Genomic DNA, 23971 nt, shown 5'->3' with positions numbered 1-23971 from the left:
TTTGTAGGTGTTTGACTGGTTATGGTCTGAGAATTGATTATTTTATCACCTTTTATGGCATGATGTGAAGCACTTCATAAGGAGCATACCCGTCTACTACAATCAGAATAATATCCTTTTTCGCCGACTTGGATTGAAGATCAACCTGAAACTCCATTGTATTGCTATCGACTGTTGGAGCCAGCTTACTAACGATGCCGCTATCCAGTACGAACATATTAAAGCCTGATAAATGTTGTTTCACATAAGTTGGAGCTAATTTTCCTTTAATCATCCAGTAATCTCCTACTCGCGTGGCGACCAAGGATGTATCATCTACCAAATCATAATCGATTTTGCGAATAATTTTTTGCTTATCGCCAGCAGTTGTTTCTAGGGTAATGCTTGCCGTTTTGGACACATTATTGATCGAGCTGGGATGCGGTTCGTATTGATTCGTATTCAAGACACCTATCGGGTATGATTTAGGTCCTATCGTTAACTTCGCAGTTTTCACCGGTTGGCTCGAATGTACATTCCCGATAGACACATTGAATTCACGATCCTTTGATGCGTATGGATAAAGAAATGATGTAAAAGAAATTTTCGGGTCCAAGATCGTAAATGTTTTTTCTTCGATTACCGTTACCTCCGTCGACTTTCGTGTATTGACTCCATTCACTGTTTCCAAACAATAGTAACCACTTCCTGTAGGTACATCCGTGAACACGAATGTGCCCTGCGGGTCTGCAACCATCGTTCCATAGTTGGTTTCCATCGTTCCCTCTTTTTGCATGAGCGTTACAAGTGCATTCGGCTTCGCTTTGGACACTAGGACCTTTCCTGTTGAACCGATCACGTTCAGATCCCCGGATGGTGCAGGTGTTGATGGCGTAGATGGAGTTCCGGGTGTAGGTGGTGTGCTTGGCGTTGTTGGAGTGCTTGGTGTTGATGGTGTAGTCGGCACCGTCTCCCCTGTCATCGGTTCCCCGAATGTAATCGGCTTGGAGAAAATCGTCGCTGTTGGGGTCTCAATTTCTGCTACATAGTACTGTCCTTCCTTGATCGTTCCGTTGTCGCTGGCATAGAAGTCAAAGCTGACGGCTCCGTTGAATGTGCCCACCGGATCTTTGGGATTGGCTCTAAAGGCTGGCGTAATCACCTTGGTCACTGGCCCTGTCGGTTGCTGAATCGTCTGAGTAATTCCTAAAAGCCAGCCTGTTCCTGCATGGTTGGTTCGCCAGATTCCTTGGTGATTTTCTTTTCCGTATGAATCGGTGGAACGCAGTACTACCGCATTAAAGAGAGTCGGTTGAGTGATATTCAGGTTTAACTTAAAGTGTCCGTCCTTTTTGCCCTCCGGCTTGAAGTCAGCGATTCCTATTTTGTCACTCGCCTTGTCGATGAGACTGAAATCCTTGATGGAGACTGGTGTTGGATTGGGTTGATCTCGATACGGTGACAGTTCGGAGGTGATGCTTCCTTTATCTGTTTCGATGTCCACATAGAAGAACTCGCCTGCTTTGATCGAATTGTTGTCGTTGCCGTAGAGCTCGAATTGCGCGTTTCCTTTAAACTTGCCCAACGTATCCTGATAAGTAGGATTCAATACCTTGCCGTTCTGATAGACCGCCAGCAAGTATCCCACTCCCTGCTTGTTGGTTTTCCACGTGCCGTGGTAGTTGGCTTTGCCGCTCTCATCTGCTGTTCTCAGAATAATTGATTTGATCTCGGTTTCTTGCGAGAGGGCCAGGTTCAGCTTCAGATGGCCCTCTCTTGCCCCATCCGCTTGATTGGCGACTGCTGTGGAGATTCGGTCAAATTCCTTATCCAGATATTGAAATTCCGCGATCGCAACTCCTTCCGCAGACTCAGCATGTGTAGATGCTGGTGCTGTGAAGATACTGAAGCCTCCCACCAGTGAGAACGTTAGTAAAGCAGCGACTGAGCGCTTCCAAATATGCTTTTTCACTCATAACCTCTCCTCAATCCATTATTTATCCAAACGTAGTCAACCATTTTGTGTTGTGAATCCAGTTAAGCGGAGTAGAACTCCTTTGTCTTGATCGTTGATTGTTGATTTACTTTACCCGTCCAGATGACATAACCCATACCGACGTACGACAATCCCCAGAAAAAGGCGAACCATTCAGGAAGTACGAAGGAAGCCATCATCAATACTTGCAACACAACCACCCAGCGCGGAAAAACGTTGGCGCGATACGTCACAATCGCAAATACAATGGAACCCAGCATCGTACCGACCATCATTATCATCCGTGAAATGGTTACGAATACCCCGGGATCATCTGGCATCTTGCCACCAAAAGCAAACACTGACCAAAGCGTGCACGTAATCACAATATTTCCGATAATAATCGCCAGGTTGGAGATAAAACCAACCACTCCCGCTTCCTTGGATTGAACCATATACGTTGCAATCGTGCCGACCGACATCAAGATGCAGGCTATAAAACCAAACGTTAATTCCTGTGGACTGTCCGTTCCCCAAATCAACGCACAAGGCGTCATCCCCATTCGGGAGATTCCTGCAACCAGACAGATCATCCCCAACCATTTCACAACTTGCTCCCACTTCATTCAGCTCATCTCCCTACGTGATGTTTCTTCGTTGTCATCATCGTATCAAGATGGGATTCCTATCTGCCAGAGCATGAGATTCCTGACTTTATGTGTGGGGAGGGACAGGAATTTTCGGGAATGGACAGGAAGGGTCAGGAACTTCCGTTTAAGCGTATCCAAGTATTTTTATTGTTGGTATAATTTAGAAAACTCGACTGAAAGGGGGTATTCACCTGATCCTTCGCAAGCTTCTGCCCCTTCAAATCTTTGTGGTTCTTTTCTCCTTGATCGTTTTTATCAGTTACATTATCTGTATCCCGAAATACTATGAACGCTTGGTGGCTGAATGCATTCTTCAGAACTGTTTGGTTTCTCCAGCACCGCCGATGACTCTTGCAGATTTGGTCAGAGATCATTTGACAGTCGAAAGCTACTCCCTTTATTTCACCGTCATCGATGCCACCTTCTCCATCCTGTTTTGTCTGTCCGCTTTGATCATTCTTTGGAAATGTTTTCGAGAGCCGTTAGGGCTGCTTGCTGTGGTGATGCTGATTTCCTTCGGCACAACTTTTCCTTCCCTTCCCTGGATTGCCTTAGCCGGAAATCAGACGATGCTGACATGGTTAGATCTTGTCAGTATGATGAGTTGGATCTGCTTAATCCTCTTCTTCTTTTTATTTCCCACGGGTCGGTTCGTTCCAGCTTGGACATCCATTATCACAATCATTGTCTGTCTGGTTTACGGTTATAGCGGGCTGATGCCAAATGGCTACCTTAGCTTTCAATCCTGGCCTAACTCTGCCAAAGGTGTTTGGTTGATTGTCACGATAGGAACGCTGATGTTCTCCCAAATCTACCGATATCGCAAAAAATCTCTTCCTGACCAGCGTCAGCAAACGAAGTGGATCGTTTTCGGAATGTCGGTCGGATTACTCGGATTTATCGGAACCAGCTCTTTATTTATCCCGGAGTTCTATCATTGGGGCGCCATCGCATACGTTTATCTGAATTTAGTGCTTGAACTGTTTCTATTGATTATCCCGTTAACCTTGACGCTTGCCATCGTCCGGCTTCGTCTCTGGGACATCGATCCGCTCGTCAATCGGACACTCGTATACGGAGCACTGTCCCTCTGTATCGTGGTGGTCTATACCTTGACGGTGCTCTATCTCAGTCGGCTGTTTAAGACAGAAGACAACTTCTGGATCTATCTCTTGGCGACTTCGCTTGTTGCTGTTTTGTTTGCCCCGTTAAAGGAACGGCTACAGCGGATGGTCAATCGGATCATGAAGGGAAGACATGACGATCCGTATGCCGTCCTCGTAGAGCTAGGCAACCATCTCATTAAACCGATTTCACCTGATGCTATGCTGGATGTCGTCGTGCAAACGATTCAGGGTGCTTTGCGTCTCCCCTATACGGGCATTTCCATTCGGGTCAACGGTCAGAGCACACTGGTGGCTGCGGCAGGTGAAAGCGTAGATGAGCTGCACTCCTTCCCAATCATTCATCGAGGTGATGAGCTCGGGATGCTGCTGGTTGCTCCTCGCTCCGCTGGCGAAACGTTTACCTCGGAGGATTACAAGCTGCTCGATGTGTTGCTTCGCCAATCTGGGCCAATCATCCAGAATGTCAATATGACGATCGGGATGAAGCTATTGGCCGATGCGTTGCAAGAGTCTCGCGAAAAGCTAGTTCTCGCCCGAGAAGAGGAGCGCAGACAAATCAGACGGAATCTGCATGATGATCTGGCTCCCCGCTTAGCCGCGTTGGCCCTTAATGCAGCGGCTGCCGAGAAATATGTACAGCATGATCCCGACACTGCGAAGGAACTGATGATCGATCTGAGAAAAGTTATCCGATCCACCGTAGACGAAATCCGCACGATGGTACATGATTTGCGTCCCGCTTCATTAGATGAACTGGGCTTAATCGGAGCGCTTCAGGAACGAATGAACGAGCTCGCCAAAAGTACGCAGCTATCAGCAGGGACAGGGGGAGAGCAGGTTTTGCAATTTCATCTGCAAACCCCTGACGAGCTACCCCCATTGCCAGCGGCCGTCGAAGTAGCCGCTTATCGTATTGTGACTGAATTGTTGGTCAATGTGGTACGACACGCACAAGCTACACAATGTGTTGCCCGCTTCGCTATTACATCGGCTAACCAACTACTGATAGAAGTGACCGACAATGGAAAAGGTATCGTACCTCACCCCAAACCATCAGGCAAAGGCGGAATCGGGCTTGTCTCTATTCGCGAAAGAGCAGCTGAACTGGGGGGACAATGTCAGTTTGAACGTCTGGAGGTTGGGGGGACCCGTGTGACAGCCTACTTGCCGTTATGATCCTGCTCATTTAATTATTTTGAAAGGAGAGAGCCACTTGAATATTCTCATTGCTGATGATCATCCATTGTTTCGCAGCGGTGTTCGCAATCTGCTTCAAACAACAGTGGATATGCGTATCGTCGGGGAAGCATCTACAGGTGAAGAGGCCGTCGAACTAGCAACCTCCTTGCAGCCTGATTTAATCCTGATGGATATTCGAATGCCTGGCATTAATGGGATTGACGCAACTCGGCAGATTATCGAGAAGCATCCCGGCATCCAAATCCTCATCCTCACGATGTTCAAGGATGATCAATCTGTCTTTACAGCCATGCGTGCCGGAGCCAAAGGATACGTCTTGAAGGATGCCGACGAAATGGAGCTGCTTCAATCCATTCGTGTGGTTGGAAGTGGTGGCGCTGTATTCGGCTCCGATATAGCCTCACGCATGATGCATTTCTTCTCCACGCCAGTTCGGGTTGATCCACTAGATTCGACATTTGCGGAGCTGACCGGTCGAGAGAAAGAGATACTCGAACGAATTGCCGAAGGAGACAGCAATGCCGAAATCGCTGCACACCTTCATTTAAGCGCCAAAACTGTCGCGAATTACGTGACCAATATTCTAAATAAATTGCAAGTCGTAGACCGTAACGAAGCGAAGCGATTACTGAAGAAATCTCGTGAGTCGTTGGATGAGAGAAGTCGAGGCAATTAAGGTATGAAACGTAAGAAGGACCATCAATCACCGATGGTCCTTTTTCCCTGGAAACCATCCCCTCTGATCTTGTTTATTGATAGCCAAGTGTCTTGGTGGTGAAAAATGGACATCATAAGTTGTCCTTTCTTTGCCATAACAAAAAGCACCCTATTAAATATTCATTGGTATAATCACCATGATGATTTTTCCAATGTCTACTTATAGGGTGCGCTTTACCATTTCTTTACTTTTTATCAAAATCGACATACTTCGACTGTGCTCTTAATTTCGATCAATTGCTTTTCCCCTGCACCTGCTTCGACCGATAAAACTCATGGAAAAGCTTCATTAACGCCCGCTTCTCTATACGCGATACATACGAACGTGATATCCCCAGCTCACGTGCGATCTCCCGTTGTGTCTTCTCTTTGTCCTGATCGAGTCCAAAACGGCCAATAATCACTTCTTTTTCCCGATCATCGAGGATGTGAATATGCTGATAAATTTTATTGGATTCCAGCTTCAACTGTACGGCGTCAACTACTTCATCTGTCTCTGTTCCAAGGACATCAATCAATGTAATTTCATTTCCTTCTTTGTCCGTCCCGATTGGATCATGCAGGGAAACGTCTTTGCGGGTTTTTTTGAGGCTTCGAAGGTGCATGAGAATCTCATTCTCTATACATCTAGCCGCATACGTAGCAAGCTTCGTCCCCTTATCCACCTGGTAACTCTCAATCGCCTTAATCAACCCGATCGTTCCAATGGAGATGAGATCCTCGCTGTCTTCCCCTGTATTCTCAAATTTCTTCACGATATGTGCGACCAAACGGAGATTATGTTCAATCAGCTTATTTCGAGAGTATGCATCACCGCCCGCCATTTGCCTTAGGTATTTTTCTTCGTCTACCTCAGCGAGCGGTTGCGGAAAGGCATTGTTTTTCACGTATGCAACGAACATACACAGCTCTTTGAAAACCAGCGACAAAGCCATGAAGATACTGGACATAAGCTGCCACCTCCCATATCTGTCTTCTCTTGTGTATGTATATGTGGGCGGTTGCCTATGCGTGCATGTACCGAGGTTAAGATTAAAACAGTTTGATTTATCCGGATCATATGGATATCGAACAAACATATTACGAATACCTGCTGAAGATAAAACCCTATTCCGAATTAGACCTATCGTTATCTCTCCCTGTATATTTAAAAGTCACCTCATTGAAATAACTAAGGATCCAACACAATTTGCTTGGATCCTTCTTTGTCATCGCCAATCGATCAAAAATTTTTTATACCTTCGCTTGAAAAGACATCTATACATGCCTTATGATACGGTACTCCGTAATGTATCTAAACACAAATCGCAGTTGTTTGACCATAAAATATACATCAATATATAAATAAGAATCCACTCCTGAAAATGGAGTGGATTCTTAAAAAACCATTTGTTGGTATATTTTTTACATAATTTGTATTGACGAGACGATCTGAATTGGTGGATACTCTGGAAATAGAGGTAGTATATGGAAAAATCGTTACAGTCACTAAAGCCTTAAAATAAAGTAGAACAGTGCCTTAAAAGTATTTTAACTAAGTTTAAGATTTTAAATAAAATAAAAAGAGAGTAGTGTGATTTAATAATGAAAAAGTTAGTTTCTGTTTTAGTAAGTTTCATTCTTCTAACGTTGGTTTTACTACCTTCGCTAGTATCGGCGGCTGATACTACACCTCTTGCTGAAAATGAAGTGCTAAAAGATCCTTTGATTACAAAGGAAAAAGCCGCTATCTCTAAAGAATTAGCAAATATTCAAGGAGAGTTAAATGGAAATATCATCAACTGGGGCCAAGTAGCTTCGAATGATAAATATCATTTTTATGTAAAAGTAAACAAAAGTTGGAGTAATACTCTCTATAGTTATAACCTTAAAACTAAAAAAACTAAAGCCCTTATTACCTCTAAGAGTATTTATAACTTAATTGTTGTTGGGGATTGGATTTATTATTTGGGGGATGCTCCCGATAAAAAGTTTCATCAAGCTTACAGCTTATATAAAATAAAAATTGACGGATCAAAGAATACTCTAGTATCAAAAATAGCCGATTTAACTAGATTTTTCTATATTTCAGATGGTTGGGCTTATTTCTCTAACTGGTCTGACAATGAAAAACTTTACAAAATTAAATTGGATGGGACTAGTTTGACAAAGGTTTCTGATATTGAAGTTGACGGATGTATTCTTATGTGGGGGGATTGGTTGGCATTTGAGGCAGATAGAATGCTACAAGTATATTCTAAGAGCGGTAAAGAGTTAATGAAAGTAAATACTAGAGGAAGATTTTTTAATGTCTATGATTCTACCTTGTACAGTTCAAAATTCAATGGCGGTATTGATAAACTAGAACTCGGAAGTACGACTCTTAAAGTTGACGCTATTCCAGTAGACAAAGTTTTAGATTATGCAGAGGGCGAAATAGACGGATTAAATTTTAAGGGTGATTTTGTATACTATTTTTTGAACAAAGACACTAAAATCATAAAACAAAGTAGAGACGGTAAAAATAAGAGTACTTTTGTAAATCTACCTAAAGGTTCTGAGGCTCGTAATATAAGCATCGTTGGTAATTGGATGTACTACGAAGCTATATACATGGCTGATGGAAATCCTCGAGTAGTTAAACGAGAACTTTTTAGAATTAGCTTGGATGTAGGAAGCAAAGCAGAATTAGTGTACAAAGAAACCTATTAATTTAACTGACTCCATTTTAATTTCGAGTAATGAGTAGACTAAAAATTTAAAAATTAAGTCGTGAACTACTTCAGGCTTCTATACAAAAAATTGAAGCCTCGAAGAATCATCTCAAGCAAGTGCACGTTTCTTTTATAGTGCATATGGTCCACGATGGACAGGCTCCTTTGGAGCCACTACATACACTCGGTAAACCTAATTCTTACGTTTACCGAGCTATTATAACAAAATCCATTAACTATTTGTGGTACGGCTCACCGCACTTGATCTTAGACTATCCAGCCCGTTAGTACATTATCTCAACATCAGTCTAACAACTTATTTTTCTTAGAACACTAAAAAGGGGAAGCTTTGAAAGCCTCCCCTTTTTACGCACCACTTCTGACATTAGAATCTCATTTTCTATACACCTAGCCGCATACGTAGCAAGCTTCGTCCCCTTATTCACCTGGTAACTCTCAATCGCCTTAATCAACCCAATCGTTCCAATGGAGATGAGATCCTCACTGTCTTCCCCTGTATTCTCAAATTTCTTCACGATATGTGCGACCAAACGGAAATTATGTTCAATCAGCTTATTTCGAGAGTATGCATCACCGCCCGCCATTTGCCTTAGGTATTTTTCTTCGTCTACCTCAGCGAGCGGTTGCGGAAACGCATTGTTTTTCACGTATGCAACCAACATGCACAGCTCTTTAAAAACCAGCGACAAAGCCATGAAGATACTGGACATAAGCTGCCACCTCCCATATCTGTCTTCTCTTGTGTATCTATATCTGGGCGGTTGCCTATGCGTGCATGTACCGTGGGAATATTGTCGTCGTTTCCCATCGAAATCTATCTAAATAAGTATGTAAATAAAAAAGGAGCGCACCCAGATGGATACACTCCTAAATCTATGATTCACTTAAAACTTCAATGTATTATCAATCACTTCAACCTTAATATCAATCTCTTTTCCATCTTTGTCTTTGACGACCACAGTAGCATTTCCAACGTTTACACCTTTGATTTCTAAACTTGAAGACTTCACCGTAGCGGTAACAATACTCTTATCACTAGAAGAAACTGTGTATGGAGTAGTTCCACCGCTTAGTTTTAGTTTATTCGTCATTCCTTTAATAATGGTCACACTCGCATTAGATGGAGGCGTGTTACTATCAGAATCTGAGCTTCCAGTTTTAAAAGCTAGAATGTAATCTTGATTGCTGATCTTATTAGAATCAGAAAGTGCTCCAGCAGCCACACCGATAGCATAAGCTGTATTTGTTTTTAATTTACTCTTAGTAGTAACAGTTAGTGTCTTATCAGAAAACGCAGCTGTAAAATTAACTGCTTTTCCATTCTCATCTAGCATGACGATCTTGCTGTTGTTAACTAAAGTAATGGCTTTGTCGTAAGTAAACGTAATCTTACCGCTAGTCGATGCTTTCATATCACCATCAACAGGACTTGTCGAAGTAACCATAGGAGTGATATCAGTACCTGTGATGAATGAATAATAAAAATCAGAATTATAGTTCTTATCATCTGTTGTTCGGATTGCATCCTGTTCCAAATCAACCATGTATTGTGTGTTACTATCTAGATTTCCTTGTGGGTAAATGTATAAAGTACTTCCAACAATGGTTGCTTTAATAGGGAATTCTTTAAAGGTATCCCACGCCCAAATACTAATATCGCCTGAACCAAATTTAATGTTCGTATTTAGATTAAGCGTTACAATTTTATTTCTTGGAACATTATTTTGCCCATCTGTTGGGTCGATACTTGTTAAATAAAGATTACTCGCAGCTTTCGATTCATTTTTTAGTGAACTTTTTAAAATCGATTTGTAAGACGGGTTCTTCACTAATTTCGAATCAAAACGGTTTAGATTTTTACCAGTGTTCAACTTCTCTTGGATGATTCGAATTTTTTCCTCTTTCGATAGTTCGTTAGAGTCTGCAGCATAAACATTAGACATGAATACAATATTCAACAGAAGAGCGAAACAGAGTAAGGGCTTTAAAAATTTGAACAATATAATTCCTCCTAGTAAAATTTTACTAGAGTATATTACCATTAATTTACTTTGGTATAAACTGTAATTTTAAAATGTTTGAAAATTGTTCAAAACTAACAAAAAAAGACCAATCTGAGTCCAGATTGGTCTAGGTAAATATAAAATCTAACGATAGCGTACCGATTACACGTATTTAATTCCAGCTTGCTTTATATTGTTTATATCATCCGATCCACAAGGGGTTACCGCATAGGTCATTTCACATTTTGGGCAATTCATAATCACCGTTTTTAACGTGAAGGTTTCTCCGCACTCACATGTAATCTCGTGCGCTACATTTGGGGCAAAGTTTTCTTTCCCTTTACTTTTAATATGATCAACAACATTTTTCCCATCTTTTAAGTTTGTTGTACACCCGCAGCTCATGATTAACCCTCCAAATATTTTATTCAAGTGTTGAATGTAAAATAGTAAATTAAGAATAGCATAGAAACTAATCAATCAATGTGTCCACATGATGAATCTTGAAGATCCCCTATCGAGTTGACATCGGAAGAATCCCTATGGTTTCCATTAAAAAAAGCAGCACGATTAGGATTGGGGCATTCCTTATCGCGCTGCTCTCTGTCGTTCATTAATGCTTAGCTAGTACTGCAGATTACTGACCTGGACTCACTAGGACTTCGTCTCCTGCCTTGATGCCGCTTTTTATCTCGATGAAATCCGCGCCTTCAACCCCAATTTGGACTTCTTTTGGTGTTGGCTGGCCATTCTGCGGATTTTTTACCATGACCGTGCCTTTCCCTTCCTCGGTCACTTGCACGGCATTCGAAGGGAGTCTTACCACATTTGTCACCTTGTTAACGTTGATATCACAATCTCCTGTCATGCCGTGTTTCATTTTACTGCTATCCTGAATGGCAATTTTAACTTCAAAGCGAACTGTTTTGTCCTGCGTAGTTCCTTCTTGCGGGATCTTGATCACTTTACCAGGAAACGCTTTGTTGCCAAATGCGGTTACAAACACGTCCACCGTCTGACCAACCTGGATATAAGGAATATCCACTTCGTCTACTGAGGCTTTCATATATACTTCGGACATGTCCATGATCACCATCGCTGGCTTACTGCTATCAAGCGTGTCGCCCTCCTTAATGTTAAGCTTGGTAACGACACCGCTCACGGAGGCTGTTACCTGTTTCTTGCTGATATCTCGGCGTTTTTGTACCAGCTCCAATCGCGCTTCCTGCAGTGAGATCTCCTTTTCCTTCTTATCCATTTCAGAGGCATCCTTGTCCATCTCTACGAGTAGCTGGCCCGCTTTTATCGCATCGTCTTTACGAACTAGTACTTTATTTACTTTGCCTTCCGTTCTGGCCGTCACTTCGATCCCTTCCGGAAATTTGAACTTGTCGACATTCTGGCTCATCGCTATTTCGCCTGTGGGACTGCGAAATTCTACTTGCGCAGGTTCTCCTACTCCTATTTCTCCTTGTTTTTTCACTCGTACTTTCACACTATAGAGAATACCAGCATCGTCTACCTTCTCCCCAATATGATCCACATCTATGACTACTCCATCCGCATAGGTAAGGTACTGTCGGAGAAATACTCGCACCTTTTGTCCGGGTTTGACCGAACCCATCTGTATGGAAAAGAACTTGCCGACTATATCCAGATGTTCGACATCAACTAATTTGGCGATTACGGTATTCTCTGTCACTTCATCTCCGGTCTTGACCAACACTTCCGTTACTTTTCCTTGCTGGTCTGATTGAATCACGGATTTGCGCTTATTGAGCTTCATGATTTCCCGTTCGTTTTTGGCTAACGCGATCTCTTGTTTCTGAAGCTGCAACTCAGCATCTTGACTGTCAAAAGTGAAGAGTACATCCCCTTTATTAACATGTTGACCTTCCTTTACAAACAGTTTCTCCACTTTAGCAGAAAGATCGGCTTTGACGTCTTCGTGCTCCTTGGCTTCGACGGTTCCGGTGGCATAGATGGTCCTTTTGACTTCGCCATTATCTGCTTGCACAGTAGGCAACTCCTGTTTCATGTCTGGGGTTTGCTCTTGTGCGACTGATTGGGAGTGCCAATATTTCCATCCAAAAAATCCACCCACCAACACAATCGCGAAACTTCCAATGATGATCCACTTCTTTTTACTCATACGAACCCTCTCATTCTTTCTCTAGCAATTAAAGCTAGAGGCTTTTATTCCGAACGAATTGCTTGTAATGGACTTAAACGCGATGCTCGGAAGGCTGGGAAGATCCCTGCTAGAAGTCCAATGACAAAGGAAAAGCCAATCGCAAACAGCGCAAGCCACATCGGAACCACTGCCAATTGCATCGTCGCCGCTTCACCGGGAGGGCCACCTCCGCCAAACAAATTGAATTCTGGATTGCTTCTGGCAATGTAATTCACAATCTGAACAGCTCCATAAGCAAGCCCTAATCCGGTTACTCCTCCAATCAGCCCAATAAAGCCAGACTCAATGAGAAAAAGCCAACGGATGTTATAAACCGTTGCACCGATAACCTTCATAATGCCAATTTCCTTCGTTCGTTCCAAAATGGACATGATCATGGTATTAACAATCCCGATCGTCGCAACCAGAAGTGAAATAGCGGCAATTCCTCCCAGTATCATTTGGATGACAAAAAACACCTTATTAATTTCTTTCAACTGACGGGCCGGCGAGTATATTTCATAGCCGATTTTTTGAGCTCGCTCTACGACTGGCTCGACATTTTCTCGTTTATCTACCTTTACTAGAATACTGTCAAATTGAACTTGATTATCTTGGCGCGATTTCTTCCTTGTCTGTTCACCTGGTAAACCATTGTTCCCTTGATTCTGATTCTGCATCATCCACTTGTTCAATTCTTCCACCATACTGAGTGGTACGTAAGCGATCGGGTTTCCTCCCCGATTTTTCTCTTCCTTCTGCAATTGACCCACAATATGAACACGAAGTTCTTTTTTTTCAAACTGTCGGTTCCCATTCTCGTCTTCAAAATCACGGGTAACTACTAGCATTCCTGTTTTGCCGACAGCGTCAAACTGGGCGTTCATTCCCATTCCATCACCACCGCTGTCGAACATCATACCGCCACCCATGTTCGGACTTTTGCCTGCTCGTTCACTGGCCCGGCGTTTGCGTTCTTCTCGCTTCTCCTTCTCTACATCCCGTAAATTGCGTAACCCATCATAGGAAACAACAATCTCATTAGGGGCTCCTTTAAGAAAGGTCCCTTTTTCCACTTCGTCAACCTTCATGACAGCCGACTCATTCGCGTCGACACCTATCAGCTGAATGTACCCTTCTCGTCTGCCTATTTTCAGTGTAGTTTGTGCGCCTAGTTGACGTGTTGGCATGACAGCCTTAACTCCCTTGATCTTCTTCAGCTCGTGTACAGCATCCCAACTTAGTTGTTTGACCTGATCTGGGGGAACTGGTTTATTTTCTTTCTCGTTCCAAAACATTGGGGATACTTCCATTTCAGTCAGACTGCCCCAGTTCTCCAGACTTTTCACAGCGTTTTCTTTAAGTCCCAAGCTAAGGGAAATCATCGCAACAATGGCAGCTGTTCCGATCATGACCCCAATCGACGTCAGAATAGTCCGAAGCTTCATCCGCCATAAGTTTCGCCATACGATTCGTAATGAATCCAATAATTTCACGTTTCTCACACCTTCTCAAAGCCAATTAGGCGAGCATATACTCGGGTTGGATTACTCTTCCGTCCTTCAGATGAATGATCCGATCTGAATTCTGTGCCACCCCTTGATCATGGGTGACAATCACAAATGTTGTTTGGTGTTCGCGATTCATCTCGCGCAATAGAACCAGAATCTCTTCCTCTGTCGCACTATCCAAATTCCCCGTTGGTTCGTCGGCAAGTACGATACTTGGATTGGTCACTAAGGCACGCGCGATGCTGACGCGCTGTTGCTGACCGCCGGAAAGCTCGTTAGGCCGATGCTTCGTACGTCCTCCTAATCCCACCATTTCCAAGATTTCATTGGCTCGCTTGATGCGATTCCGTCTGCTCTCTCCGAGGAAAATGAGCGGTAATTCCACGTTTTCTAACGCTGTCAGGTTGGGTAACAGGTTGAAAGATTGAAAGACGAAACCCATGCAGCGTCTACGAAAAAGACAAAGCTGATTCTCGTTGTAGCGAGAAATTTCCTCGCCATTGATAAAAATGCCCCCTTCCTCTGGACGAGTCAGACCTGCCATCAGACTTAGCAAGGTTGATTTTCCCGAACCTGAGGTACCACAAAGAGCGACGAACTCCCCGTTGTTGACGTGCAAATTAATATCGTACAGTACCGGAACCTTCAGCTTGCCTGCTCCGTAACTGTGATTCACACCCGACACCGTGAGTTCCCCTGGTTGATTGCTCATGGTTTGAACACCTCGTTACCCTATCTATTTTTTTCCACTCCTGTAAGGATGACGTATTAAACGAAAATACGTTTCATAATTTTTGTAAAAAAATTTAAATTCGATCAAAGAAAAGCCTCATCCTATTAAAAAGCAAAACCTCGTTGGAGACCAACGAGGTTTGTGTGTTTTGCATTCTCTTTTAAGATTGTGCTGCCTTTACCAGACAAGAAATCGTTGCAAGATGCATCGCTTCATGGGCCGTTGAGAAGTTAACGATCTCTCCAACCGTTTCAAACTGTAATGGCCCCATTTCAATAGGCGATTTTAGCAACTCATCCAATGCGCTTGGATCAATCTCGGACATATTGGCAAGTTGCGCGGACAACTGCTCGATAAGCTCTTCTTTCGATGGGGGTGTGATTACCCATTCAGACGGTTGGGTTCCTGAATGAAATAACGTTGCGTACTGTTCCGAAAGGTTAGACTGAACTGGCAAGCCTAACGATAAAAAGTAATCATGAAAAAAGGCAATATGTCCAGCATTCCATCTGATCGTATTGCTAAAGCCTTGAGGTTGAACATCAAACAGTTCTTCGGAGATCGATTGCAATTGATGGAGAAGAAATTGACGCATTGATTTAGCCGTATGAATAATCGTCTTAGACATACAGTTCCTCCATTCATTTTTGGGTATTTATCCAAACGTTTGATCTTATTCCTCGAACCGTCAGCTTATGCAACTGATCAAGAACTTAAAGTTTAAACTTCGTGACCGATTCCTGTAACTCGCTTGCGAGATAGGAAAGAGATTGAGCGGAAGAAGCGACTTCTTGCATCGTCGCCAACTGTTCTTCGATGGCCGCGGAATTCTCCTGGCTGGCTTTAGAGCCCTCTTCAGCGGCCTTTTTAATAATCTCCACGGCTTCTACTATTTGTTCGCTTCCTTCTGCCATATGTTCAATAGAGGCTGTTACTTCCGTGACGGTATGATTCACATTTGTGATGGAATGCTTAATGTCTTGGAACACAACATTGATTCTCTGAGCGCTTTCGAGTCCTTCCAATACCTTTTCTGTTCCACTTTCTATCGATTGGACCGCTTCCTGTGTTTCATATTGGAAGCCTTCAAGGACACTGGCGATTTGTTCTGCCGATTTCTTGGACTGTTCAGCTAGCTTCCTTACCTCATCCGCAACAACCGCAAAGCCCTTCCCATGTTCTCCCGCACGCGCTGATTCAATCGCGGCATTAAGCGCCAAAAGATTGGTTTGAGTCGCAATATCACTGATTGCTCCAACAATTTTACCGATTTCTTGAGAGCGGTTCCCCAGCGTTCTGATTACTTTTCCGCTATTCTGAACGGTTTCATTAATCTCGTTCATATTTTTTAGTACAGTCTCTACTGTGGTGGATCCTTCATCGGATGATGCGACCGCACCCTCTGCCAATTCGGACATTTTTTCGCTGTTTGCAGCAATTTCCTGAATTCTAGCTGACATTTGACTAATCGTGTTCGATACATGATCGATACTTCTTAGCTGTTCTTCAGATCCTTCCGCTAGACTAAGCGTTGTCGTGGTAATTTGTTCAGCCGCTTTGGTACTCTGCTCTGAGCTAGCGGTTAGTTGCTCAGAAGAGGCAGCCACCTGTTCTCCGTTAACGTTAACCTGCTGAATAATCCCTTGGAGATTCTTTACCATTTCATTGATCGCCTGAGACAATACGGAAACTTCATCATTGGAACTGCTTTGCTCCGATTTGTCGACTCTTAAATCACCTTTTGCTACCTGGTTTGCTACAGCTGTTAGTTTGCCAAGCGGGTGAACAATTTTTCTATATAAGTAGATGAAAGTAAGCATCATGGCCGCTACAGTAATCACCGTAAGGACGTTGGATACGAACAAGAACAGATGCGTCGCGTTTTGTGCTTCCGTTGAAGCTTGCTCTGCTTGCTGATTTAACTTCGTTGCAAACTCCTTGATTTTGTTTGCTATACTGCTTTTCATTTCTTCATATTCATTACCAAAAACCAAAGCCCGCGCCTTATCAAAATCCTTGCGCTCGGCCGCTTTCATCGCTTCGTCTTCAAGCTTGGCCAGGGTGTCGGACTTTTCCTTCGCTTCCTTTACCAAAGATAGCAATTCCTCTGGCGCACCGAGCTCCTCGAGTCTCTTGATTGAATGATCACGGGTTTTTGTTTCATTAACCTCTCGCCAATAGTTGTCGTAGTGCTGTTTTTCTCCATATTGAACATAGCTTCTTACTTCATTGGTTAGGTAATCGGAACCACTCATTAGATCGTTACCCAATTGTTTAAACTCTATTTTCTTTTCTACTACTTGATTCTCCTCATTTATGCTCTGATCCAGAAAATATAGACTGAGAAAAGTAAGAACCGCTAATACCAAGACCATTGTACTTGTTAGTTTGATACTCGTAGAAATTTTCACGTTAAATCCCCCGTCAGATTCGCTTTGATAAAAAAACCGAGACTTTTTTCACGGAAAAAAGACATGGTTACTTCCAAAGAGGAATCACCACGTCAATAAACTAGTAATTTTTTCCCACAAAAATATACCATAGCTTTTTATCATTAACAAGGAATCAATAGAAAAAACTAAGCCCCATTCACATTAAACTGAGTCCATATGCGTATTTTTTGTATTCGTTATTCATAGCAATTCCTACTTTCTACACTATTCCAAGCTGCCGGAATTCTCCGATGTATTGAATAGGAACCAACATATTGAAAGTAGGGGAACAGCATGAAACTCACAAAACTTCTAACTCTCTTTCTTATTCTCTTGATTTTTGGCATCTCGATTCTTCCTGGACGAGCAGCAAACGCGTTTCATTCGAAAATGGTTATGGGCTACTATACGGTGTACTATCCCGGAGACACTAGCTCCTATACTTCTTTAGCTTTGTATCGTTCATCTATCAACCATATTTCAACATTGACCTATGATGTGGATCGAAGCGGTAATGTACACGGACTCGTTCCGTCCAACGCATTAACGCTTGCAGCCAAAACGGGAATTCGTCCGTATGTGGCTGTTGCGAATCGAACAAACGGTTCTTTTGATTCGAATGCGGCCCACGTCATTCTAAGCGATCCTATCCTCCGCGGAAAAACGGTGCAAAATATTCTTTCGCTTATCCGGCATAACGGGTACAAGGGCGTGAACATCGATTTTGAAAATATGTTAGCCAGTGACCGCTCTTATTTCAACACGTTTATTCGGGAGCTAACCCAAGTCCTTCGACCTAAAGGATATGAAACGGTAGTTTCCGTCATGGCCAAAACAAGCGACTCACCTAGCAGCCCCTGGGAAGGAACGTTTGATTACTACACGTTGGGACAAACTGCTGATTATATTCAGTTGATGACGTATGACCAGAATGGCCCATGGAGTGACCCTGGCCCAGTATCAGGTCTTCATTGGGTCGAAAACGTGCTTCAATATGCAACCTCCCAAATACCGGCAAACAAAGTGATCATGGGCATATCCGCTTATGGATATGATTGGAACACAACCGCTGGTACTGGTTCTGCGGTTGCCTGGAAGAACATTCCGAATCTATTGCGAAAAACACGAGCTATTCCAGGTTGGGATGCCACCTCATCATCTCCCTATTTTACCTATAAAGCAACAGATGGCAGTTCCCATATAGTTTGGTACGAGAATTACGAGAGTATTCAATTGAAAGCTCAGTTAGCTGTTAAATATAATCTTGCCGGGGTTTCTATGTGGTGTTTGCGTTTGGAAGATGAAAACTTCTGGAAGGCTGTGCAAGAAGGACTAGGGAAAACCATTTGATCACAAAAATAACTCTCCGATTAGCCTTGGTTCAAGCAACTGAACCACTTCGTTAATCGGAGAGTTTTCTGTTTGTTACTCCTATGCAGTTGGGTTTAATAATCTTCCAGCTTCATCGGTGCCTGATAGCCCTTGTCCAGATGAAGTTCTGCTTCTTCTACCGTTGAAGTAATCGGAAATAATTGGTTTAGCTTGGAGATGGTAAACAATTCATGAATCATTTCATCTTTTACCACGATGGCCATTTTCTTGATGCCTACCAGCTTGGCAAAATTAATCAGTACCCCAAAACCTGTACTGTCGATAAATTGCAAATGACTCAAGTCGATAATGTATCCCTCCGCTTGTCCAACCAGTTCTTTCAATCTGGTTTTGACAGCGTTCGTATTGCCGTAAATCAGTTTGCCTTTCATGTCAATCAGCAGCTTGCTTTGGCGATTCTGAGCGTGTATCTCTACGGTGGATGAATTTGAAGGATTATGCATTTTGTTTGACCCTCTTTCTAAGTCCCATCACAAATCGACCGTCTTCATCTTGATCCTGCCAGACCTCATCAACTAGGTGTTTGATAAACAATAGCCCACGACCATCTTCTTCCCAGATTAAATCGTCAAAATCCTGATTCTGCAGTCTTTCTTTAGCTTCAGCTGACAGCCCACCAGCTGAATCAATGATTTTGACTTCAATTTCTTCCATTTGAAGCCTGATCTTTAAGGAGATGTTACTCTCAGTGTTTTGTTCTCCATATCTACGTTTCATCGCTTCAACTGAATTAATAATGGCCTCGTGAACAGCCAAGACTACTTTTCTGCTCTCTAGTTTGTTGTATCGTGATATGGTCCATTCACATATTTGATCAAGATATTCAACCATTTCGATAGATGCTGGACAATCAATTTGTACATGTATCACGATTTATCTTCCTTCCCCCCAAAACGCTTCATTATTAACGGTAATACTGATCATGCAAATATCATCCGCAGCATTGTGCTGTGCTCGCTTGTTGCTCAGCATCTCTTGAAACAATTCGGAATGATGCCTATTTTCGTAATCCAATATGTTCTGTTTTACGATATCCTTATTCATCTTACTTGAAGTATCGAAAGAATCAAGCAAACCATCCGTATAGAGAAAAACACGAAAATCCCGGGTAAAGTGAATTTTCCCTTGATTCAGTTGAATATCACTAAGGACGCCAAGTGGAATACCTCCCGAGTCAAGAGGAGTAATCTCCTGATTCGAGATAAATAATCCACTGGGGTGCCCAGCATTCACATATTCAATCGTTCCCAGCTTCATGTCAATGACCAGGTAGATTCCGGTTACGAAGGTGACCATCGGCTGTTCTTCATCCTTGAACAGGTTGCACATGTGCTGATTCAATTCATCCATGACCTGAATCGGTTCGACAACTCGCGTAATGAGACCTCGAAGAAGCGCGCGGATTGACATAATGACCAGTGAAGCGGGTACCCCATGCCCCATTACATCCAAAATAATGACGCCGTAGCGGTGCTCATCAATCATGTACCAACTATACAGGTCCCCTGATAACTGTTCGGACGGCTCATAGACCGCATCGATTTGCAGATATTCATTATGGATTGGCGGGGTGAGGATACTACGCTGTACTTTCTTGGCCAGCTCCAATTCGTCTATGAAGCGTTCCTCCGCCAGCTTACGCGCGGTGATATCCTGTTTGATCGTCATATATTGATAGGGACTTCCGAATTCATCCAAAAAGGGAACAATCGTTGTCTCTGCCCAGATTAGAGATCCATCCTTGGCGACATTCTGAATTTGCCCCTTCCAGACGATCCCTTGATTAATCACTTGATCCACTTTTGGGAAAAACTCCGGATCAACCTCCTGAGAGTCAAGAACGGAATAATGCTGACCGATAATCTCTTCTCTTGAATAGGAGGATACTTCACAGAAATTCTCATTCACATAGGTGATCATACCCTTTTCATCACTGATTGAAACCATCGAGGATTCATCTAATGCCAGCTTAAAGTCAGCAAGTTCCTGCATCGTCCGTTTCAAGATGACGTCGGCCCGCTTCTTCATCGTGATGTCCTCCCCTACGACAAATGCGCCTATGATTTTGTGATTCACAAAAATTGGGGAGGTTTTTACATTCAACTCAACCTGATGTCCGTCTTTATGGATAATATTGGTCTCAAATTCTTGCGGTTCTCCTCGAAACGTCTTGATGAAATACTCACCAATCTTCCCAAGCCGTTGATTATGAATCAATGAATAAAACGGTCGACCAAGTAACTCTTCAAGAGAATAGCCAGTCAGTTTGGAGGTTGCCGGGTTCGCGCTGGTAAATATCCCGGATATATCGACAGCTAAAATTGCGTCATTATTTTGTTCAAACAGCGATTTATACCGTTGTTTGCTCTCCTCCAGGTACATTTCGATCTGCTTGCGCTCGGTAATGTCCGTAATCGTACCGGAGATCCCGATGCAGTTTTGCCACTCATCAATGGTTGGACTAATAGAGATCTCTACCCATTTCCACTGAGAGTCGTTTGTTGCCAGACGGGCTTCCAACTGATAGCTCTCTCGTTTTCGATGAACCAAATCGAGAAAAATCTCCACAAATATCTCTTGATCCTTATTTGGCAGGTAGGAGAATATCAGCTTCCCTAACGAATGTTCTGTTTTAAACCCCGTAATGGTGGACCAGGCAGGATTGAGAAACGTCCATCTTCCCTGTAGGTCTGCTTGAAAAATCACTTCTTTTATATTGTTGACGATCGTGATATGCTGCCGCTTAATCGCTTGCAGTTGTTCTTTGATCCGTTGTTGGTTGAGAATAACCGCTTGGAGCTCTAGCTCTCGGATTATTAATTGAGCACACTCTTCCAAACGCAGGGTTTCTTCTTCATTCAGTCCACTTTTGTCAGCGTCCAGTATGTTCAAGGCTCCAACTTGTTTTCCTTGTCGATTGACAAGCGGTATAACGATGGATAAGGTATACTCGTTCTCGGGTCGCAAGTCGGCTCCAGCCGTTGATACTACCCGTATCTTTCCATTATCCTGCAGGGTGACGTAACAGGAATCAACATGGACAATTGATCGCGCGAGCCGAGTGATTCGATCTAATGATTCACAGGGAAAATCCGTACATAAAAATAATACAGGCGACCAGTCTCCCTCTTGCTTCTCATGATCTAAAAGTGATAGCTCAACCCACGACTTGACTGATTCTTTCACGAGAAGCCTCCTCTGATTGATTGTCGAATATTTCTGTAAATCCTTTGACCAACTAATCCAAATCATACCTATCATATAAGGAAAGAACAATATCCACATTATGGCGATATTGTTAACGCCGAGTAAGTATAAATGGACAGAGAGTTCAAGCAGCGGAATTGAATGCGGCGGGAAAATACTCTAAGCTAAAAGGAAAAAGGAGGGGATTTACTTGCAGATTGTCATTGTTGGAGGTTCTGGTTTCGTTGGGCAGCATTTGGCCAAACGGTTGCTTGCGGCAGGTCATGAAGTATGGATTCCAACAAGGGGCTCACACTCTGTCCCCCATGGGCAAACGATCTCCTACAAACTTAATGAGATGGGGGCTTTACTCTCCAAGCTGAAGTCCCCCTACGCGATTGTGAATCTGGCGGGTGAATCGATTAATTCCGGTCGCTGGACTGCCAAACGCAAAGAGGCGATTCTGCAATCACGATTAGAAGTGACTCATACAATCGTTCGGGCCATTAAAGCTTCCGAGCAGAAGCCAGAAGTCTTGATTAACGCGTCCGCGATCGGATTTTACGGATACTCCAATACGGCAACATTCACGGAATCATCGCCATCGGGTCATGGGTTTCTCGCAGACGTCACCAGAGAATGGGAGCAAGCCGCTTCTAAAGCTGCTCCTCATACTCGTGTCGTGCTGGCTCGCCTTGGTGTAGTCCTTGGGGCAAACGGTGGAGCGTTGCCTCGAATGGTTCTCCCTTATTATGGGTGGATCGGCGGACGCGTGGGAAGTGGTCGACAGTTATTATCCTGGATTCATATTGACGATGTAGCGGGAATCATCGAGCACTGTTTGACCGACCAAAGAATTCACGGTCCTGTCAATGTGACAGCGCCCGAACCAATCACCATGGATCAGTTCGGGCGCAAGATCTCGCAAACGCTTCATCGCCCGCATTGGCTGGCAGTCCCGTCGTTTGCTCTTAAATTCCTTCTGGGGGAAATGGCTGAAATCGTCTTACAAGGACAGTTTGTACTTCCTCAGGTTATGCAATCGTATGGATATACTTTTACCTACCCGACCGCGGATCAAGCGTTGCAAGAGATTTATAAAAAGTAACGCAAGGGGATCATCAGAAGGGATAAACTGATTCCCGCCAATCCCATAGCAAACCCGCTCACACTTGCCTGCAGGCTGGATTCATGGAACAGCTTGGCGGTTCCAATCCCATGTGACGAGGTCCCCATTGCTACACCGATGGCCATGTCGCTTCGTATACCACAAAGCTCCATCAGCCTAGGCCCAATGACACTTCCGATCAGCCCCGTCAATACCGTCAGGACAGCTCCAAGCTCTGGCACTCCTCCCATTGTCTGAACAATCTCGATAGCGATTGGCGTGGTAACTGTTTTGGGGATCATGGTTAGCATGAGTTCTCTACTGCCGCCAAATAGGAGCACGATTCCTGCCGCAGATATAATTCCAGCCAAACAGCCGATGATCACTCCTGACAGGATCATTCCAAGCTGCTTGCGCATCAATGCGTAATGTTTATACAGTGGGACAGCCAGTGCGACCGTGGCAGGGCCGAGTAAAAACGAGAGCATGTCTCCTCCCAATCGGTATTGATCATAGGGAATCCCCGTTATCGCCAAGAACAAAATGAGAAGGCATGAGGCAGAAATAAGCGGATGAAGCCATTGGAACCGCACATACAGCCGCATGGATACGAAATACGCGGCAATCGTGATCACAAGTCCAAATAAAGGAGTGTTAACAGCCTCCACGCTGACTCTCCTCCCGTCCCTTCCGATTGAGAGCTTGTACCGTCCAGCCTGATGCGAGCATCACCACGACTGTACTACCCACCAGTCCCGCAATCAATGGAACCAGCTGTGACTCAAACTTAGGAAAAATAAGAATCACTCCAACAATCACTGGCGTAAAAAACAGCATCATGTTGCCGAGAAGCCACGAGGCCGCCTCCTCGATCCATGCCAGCTTCACCCACCCAGACGCTAACGCAGCTACTAGCAAGACCATACCCAATACATTGGCTGGCAAGGGAATCAGCCATTTATGAAGGACGAAACCAATAAAATTAAACGCGATAATGACTCCAAAACCACGCATCTTTTTTCTCCTTCCTCAATCGTGAATCTACTTACCTCCACATTTCTATTCGGAATC

The 23971-nt window shown here is 43.6% G+C and carries 20 protein-coding genes; 5 read left to right on the top strand and 15 right to left on the bottom strand.

The window, feature by feature from the left end; all coding sequences use genetic code 11:
- Positions 1–52: 52 nt before the first annotated feature.
- Both ACQCN2_RS02915 and ACQCN2_RS02910 read right to left on the bottom strand, forming a co-directional pair.
- Positions 53–1951 carry a hypothetical protein gene (locus ACQCN2_RS02915; protein WP_426927385.1) on the bottom strand — a complete coding sequence of 633 codons (1899 nt, stop codon included), beginning with the start codon at positions 1949–1951 and terminating at the stop codon, positions 53–55.
- 65 nt (positions 1952–2016) lie between these two features.
- Complete coding sequence (locus tag ACQCN2_RS02910) at positions 2017–2580, bottom strand: hypothetical protein (RefSeq protein WP_426927384.1); 564 nt, start codon at positions 2578–2580, stop codon at positions 2017–2019.
- A gap of 266 nt (positions 2581–2846) precedes the next feature.
- Here ACQCN2_RS02910 and ACQCN2_RS02905 point away from each other — a divergent pair, with 266 nt between their 5' ends.
- Positions 2847–4907, top strand: a complete 2061-nt coding sequence (locus ACQCN2_RS02905) for a sensor histidine kinase (RefSeq protein WP_426927383.1) — start codon at positions 2847–2849, stop codon at positions 4905–4907.
- 37 nt (positions 4908–4944) lie between these two features.
- Positions 4945–5607, top strand: coding sequence for a response regulator transcription factor (locus tag ACQCN2_RS02900; protein ID WP_426927382.1), 663 nt, complete (start codon positions 4945–4947; stop codon positions 5605–5607).
- A gap of 274 nt (positions 5608–5881) precedes the next feature.
- On the opposite strand, the gene sigK is transcribed toward ACQCN2_RS02900, so the two are convergent.
- Complete coding sequence (sigK, locus tag ACQCN2_RS02895; RefSeq protein ID WP_426927381.1) at positions 5882–6598, bottom strand: RNA polymerase sporulation sigma factor SigK; 717 nt, start codon at positions 6596–6598, stop codon at positions 5882–5884.
- Between the two features lie 634 nt (positions 6599–7232).
- Here sigK and ACQCN2_RS02890 point away from each other — a divergent pair.
- Positions 7233–8339 carry a DUF5050 domain-containing protein gene (locus tag ACQCN2_RS02890; RefSeq protein ID WP_426927380.1) on the top strand — a complete coding sequence of 369 codons (1107 nt, stop codon included), beginning with the start codon at positions 7233–7235 and terminating at the stop codon, positions 8337–8339.
- Between the two features lie 310 nt (positions 8340–8649).
- Here ACQCN2_RS02890 and ACQCN2_RS02885 read toward each other — a convergent pair whose 3' ends face one another.
- The 7 genes from ACQCN2_RS02885 to ACQCN2_RS02855 all read right to left on the bottom strand — a co-directional run bounded on the left by ACQCN2_RS02885 (position 8650) and on the right by ACQCN2_RS02855 (position 17193).
- Positions 8650–9072 carry a sigma-70 family RNA polymerase sigma factor gene (locus ACQCN2_RS02885; protein ID WP_426927379.1) on the bottom strand — a complete coding sequence of 141 codons (423 nt, stop codon included), beginning with the start codon at positions 9070–9072 and terminating at the stop codon, positions 8650–8652.
- A 174-nt stretch (positions 9073–9246) separates the two neighbouring features.
- Entirely contained in the window at positions 9247–10362 is a 1116-nt protein-coding gene (locus ACQCN2_RS02880) for an Ig-like domain-containing domain (protein WP_426927378.1), read from the bottom strand.
- A 640-nt stretch (positions 10363–11002) separates the two neighbouring features.
- Complete coding sequence (locus ACQCN2_RS02875) at positions 11003–12517, bottom strand: permuted SH3 domain-containing protein (protein WP_426927377.1); 1515 nt, start codon at positions 12515–12517, stop codon at positions 11003–11005.
- 44 nt (positions 12518–12561) lie between these two features.
- The gene (locus ACQCN2_RS02870) at positions 12562–14034 is read right to left on the bottom strand and encodes an ABC transporter permease (protein WP_426927376.1); all 1473 of its coding nucleotides are present in this window, start codon (positions 14032–14034) and stop codon (positions 12562–12564) included.
- A gap of 25 nt (positions 14035–14059) precedes the next feature.
- A complete protein-coding gene (locus ACQCN2_RS02865; protein WP_426927375.1) occupies positions 14060–14761 on the bottom strand; it encodes an ABC transporter ATP-binding protein in 702 nt (233 codons plus the stop codon).
- A gap of 181 nt (positions 14762–14942) precedes the next feature.
- Positions 14943–15410: a DinB family protein gene (locus tag ACQCN2_RS02860; RefSeq protein ID WP_426927374.1), complete on the bottom strand. Its 468-nt coding sequence runs from the start codon at positions 15408–15410 to the stop codon at positions 14943–14945.
- An 85-nt stretch (positions 15411–15495) separates the two neighbouring features.
- Positions 15496–17193 (bottom strand): methyl-accepting chemotaxis protein, encoded by a 1698-nt coding sequence (locus ACQCN2_RS02855; RefSeq protein WP_426927373.1) that lies wholly within the window; start codon positions 17191–17193, stop codon positions 15496–15498.
- A gap of 315 nt (positions 17194–17508) precedes the next feature.
- On the opposite strand from ACQCN2_RS02855, the gene ACQCN2_RS02850 reads away from it, so the two are divergent.
- Positions 17509–18564: a glycosyl hydrolase family 18 protein gene (locus ACQCN2_RS02850; RefSeq protein ID WP_426927372.1), complete on the top strand. Its 1056-nt coding sequence runs from the start codon at positions 17509–17511 to the stop codon at positions 18562–18564.
- A gap of 95 nt (positions 18565–18659) precedes the next feature.
- On the opposite strand, the gene ACQCN2_RS02845 is transcribed toward ACQCN2_RS02850, so the two are convergent.
- From ACQCN2_RS02845 to ACQCN2_RS02835, 3 genes are read right to left on the bottom strand one after another with little or no spacing between them, the layout of a single operon-like run.
- Complete coding sequence (locus ACQCN2_RS02845) at positions 18660–19049, bottom strand: STAS domain-containing protein (protein WP_426927371.1); 390 nt, start codon at positions 19047–19049, stop codon at positions 18660–18662.
- Positions 19042–19476, bottom strand: a complete 435-nt coding sequence (locus ACQCN2_RS02840) for an ATP-binding protein (RefSeq protein WP_426927370.1) — start codon at positions 19474–19476, stop codon at positions 19042–19044. The genes ACQCN2_RS02845 and ACQCN2_RS02840 overlap by 8 nt, the downstream gene beginning before the upstream one ends.
- A 3-nt stretch (positions 19477–19479) precedes the next feature.
- Positions 19480–21792 carry a SpoIIE family protein phosphatase gene (locus ACQCN2_RS02835; RefSeq protein ID WP_426927369.1) on the bottom strand — a complete coding sequence of 771 codons (2313 nt, stop codon included), beginning with the start codon at positions 21790–21792 and terminating at the stop codon, positions 19480–19482.
- 211 nt (positions 21793–22003) lie between these two features.
- Here ACQCN2_RS02835 and ACQCN2_RS02830 point away from each other — a divergent pair, with 211 nt between their 5' ends.
- On the top strand, positions 22004–22900 hold the full coding sequence (locus ACQCN2_RS02830) for a TIGR01777 family oxidoreductase (RefSeq protein ID WP_426927368.1): 897 nt from the start codon (positions 22004–22006) through the stop codon (positions 22898–22900).
- On the opposite strand, the gene ACQCN2_RS02825 is transcribed toward ACQCN2_RS02830, so the two are convergent.
- Together ACQCN2_RS02825 and ACQCN2_RS02820 are read right to left on the bottom strand one after the other, a co-directional pair.
- Positions 22888–23568, bottom strand: coding sequence for an LrgB family protein (locus ACQCN2_RS02825; protein ID WP_426927367.1), 681 nt, complete (start codon positions 23566–23568; stop codon positions 22888–22890). The genes ACQCN2_RS02830 and ACQCN2_RS02825 overlap by 13 nt on opposite strands.
- Entirely contained in the window at positions 23555–23914 is a 360-nt protein-coding gene (locus ACQCN2_RS02820; protein WP_426927366.1) for a CidA/LrgA family protein, read from the bottom strand. Before ACQCN2_RS02820 ends, ACQCN2_RS02825 begins: the two co-directional genes overlap by 14 nt.
- Positions 23915–23971 lie beyond the last annotated feature (57 nt).

Origin of the sequence: Brevibacillus ginsengisoli (assembly GCF_050113715.1) — a bacterium.
GTDB lineage: Bacteria > Bacillota > Bacilli > Brevibacillales > Brevibacillaceae > Brevibacillus_H > Brevibacillus_H ginsengisoli.
Note: the sequence above shows the minus strand (reverse complement) of the source record. Positions and strands in the feature narration are given on the sequence as shown.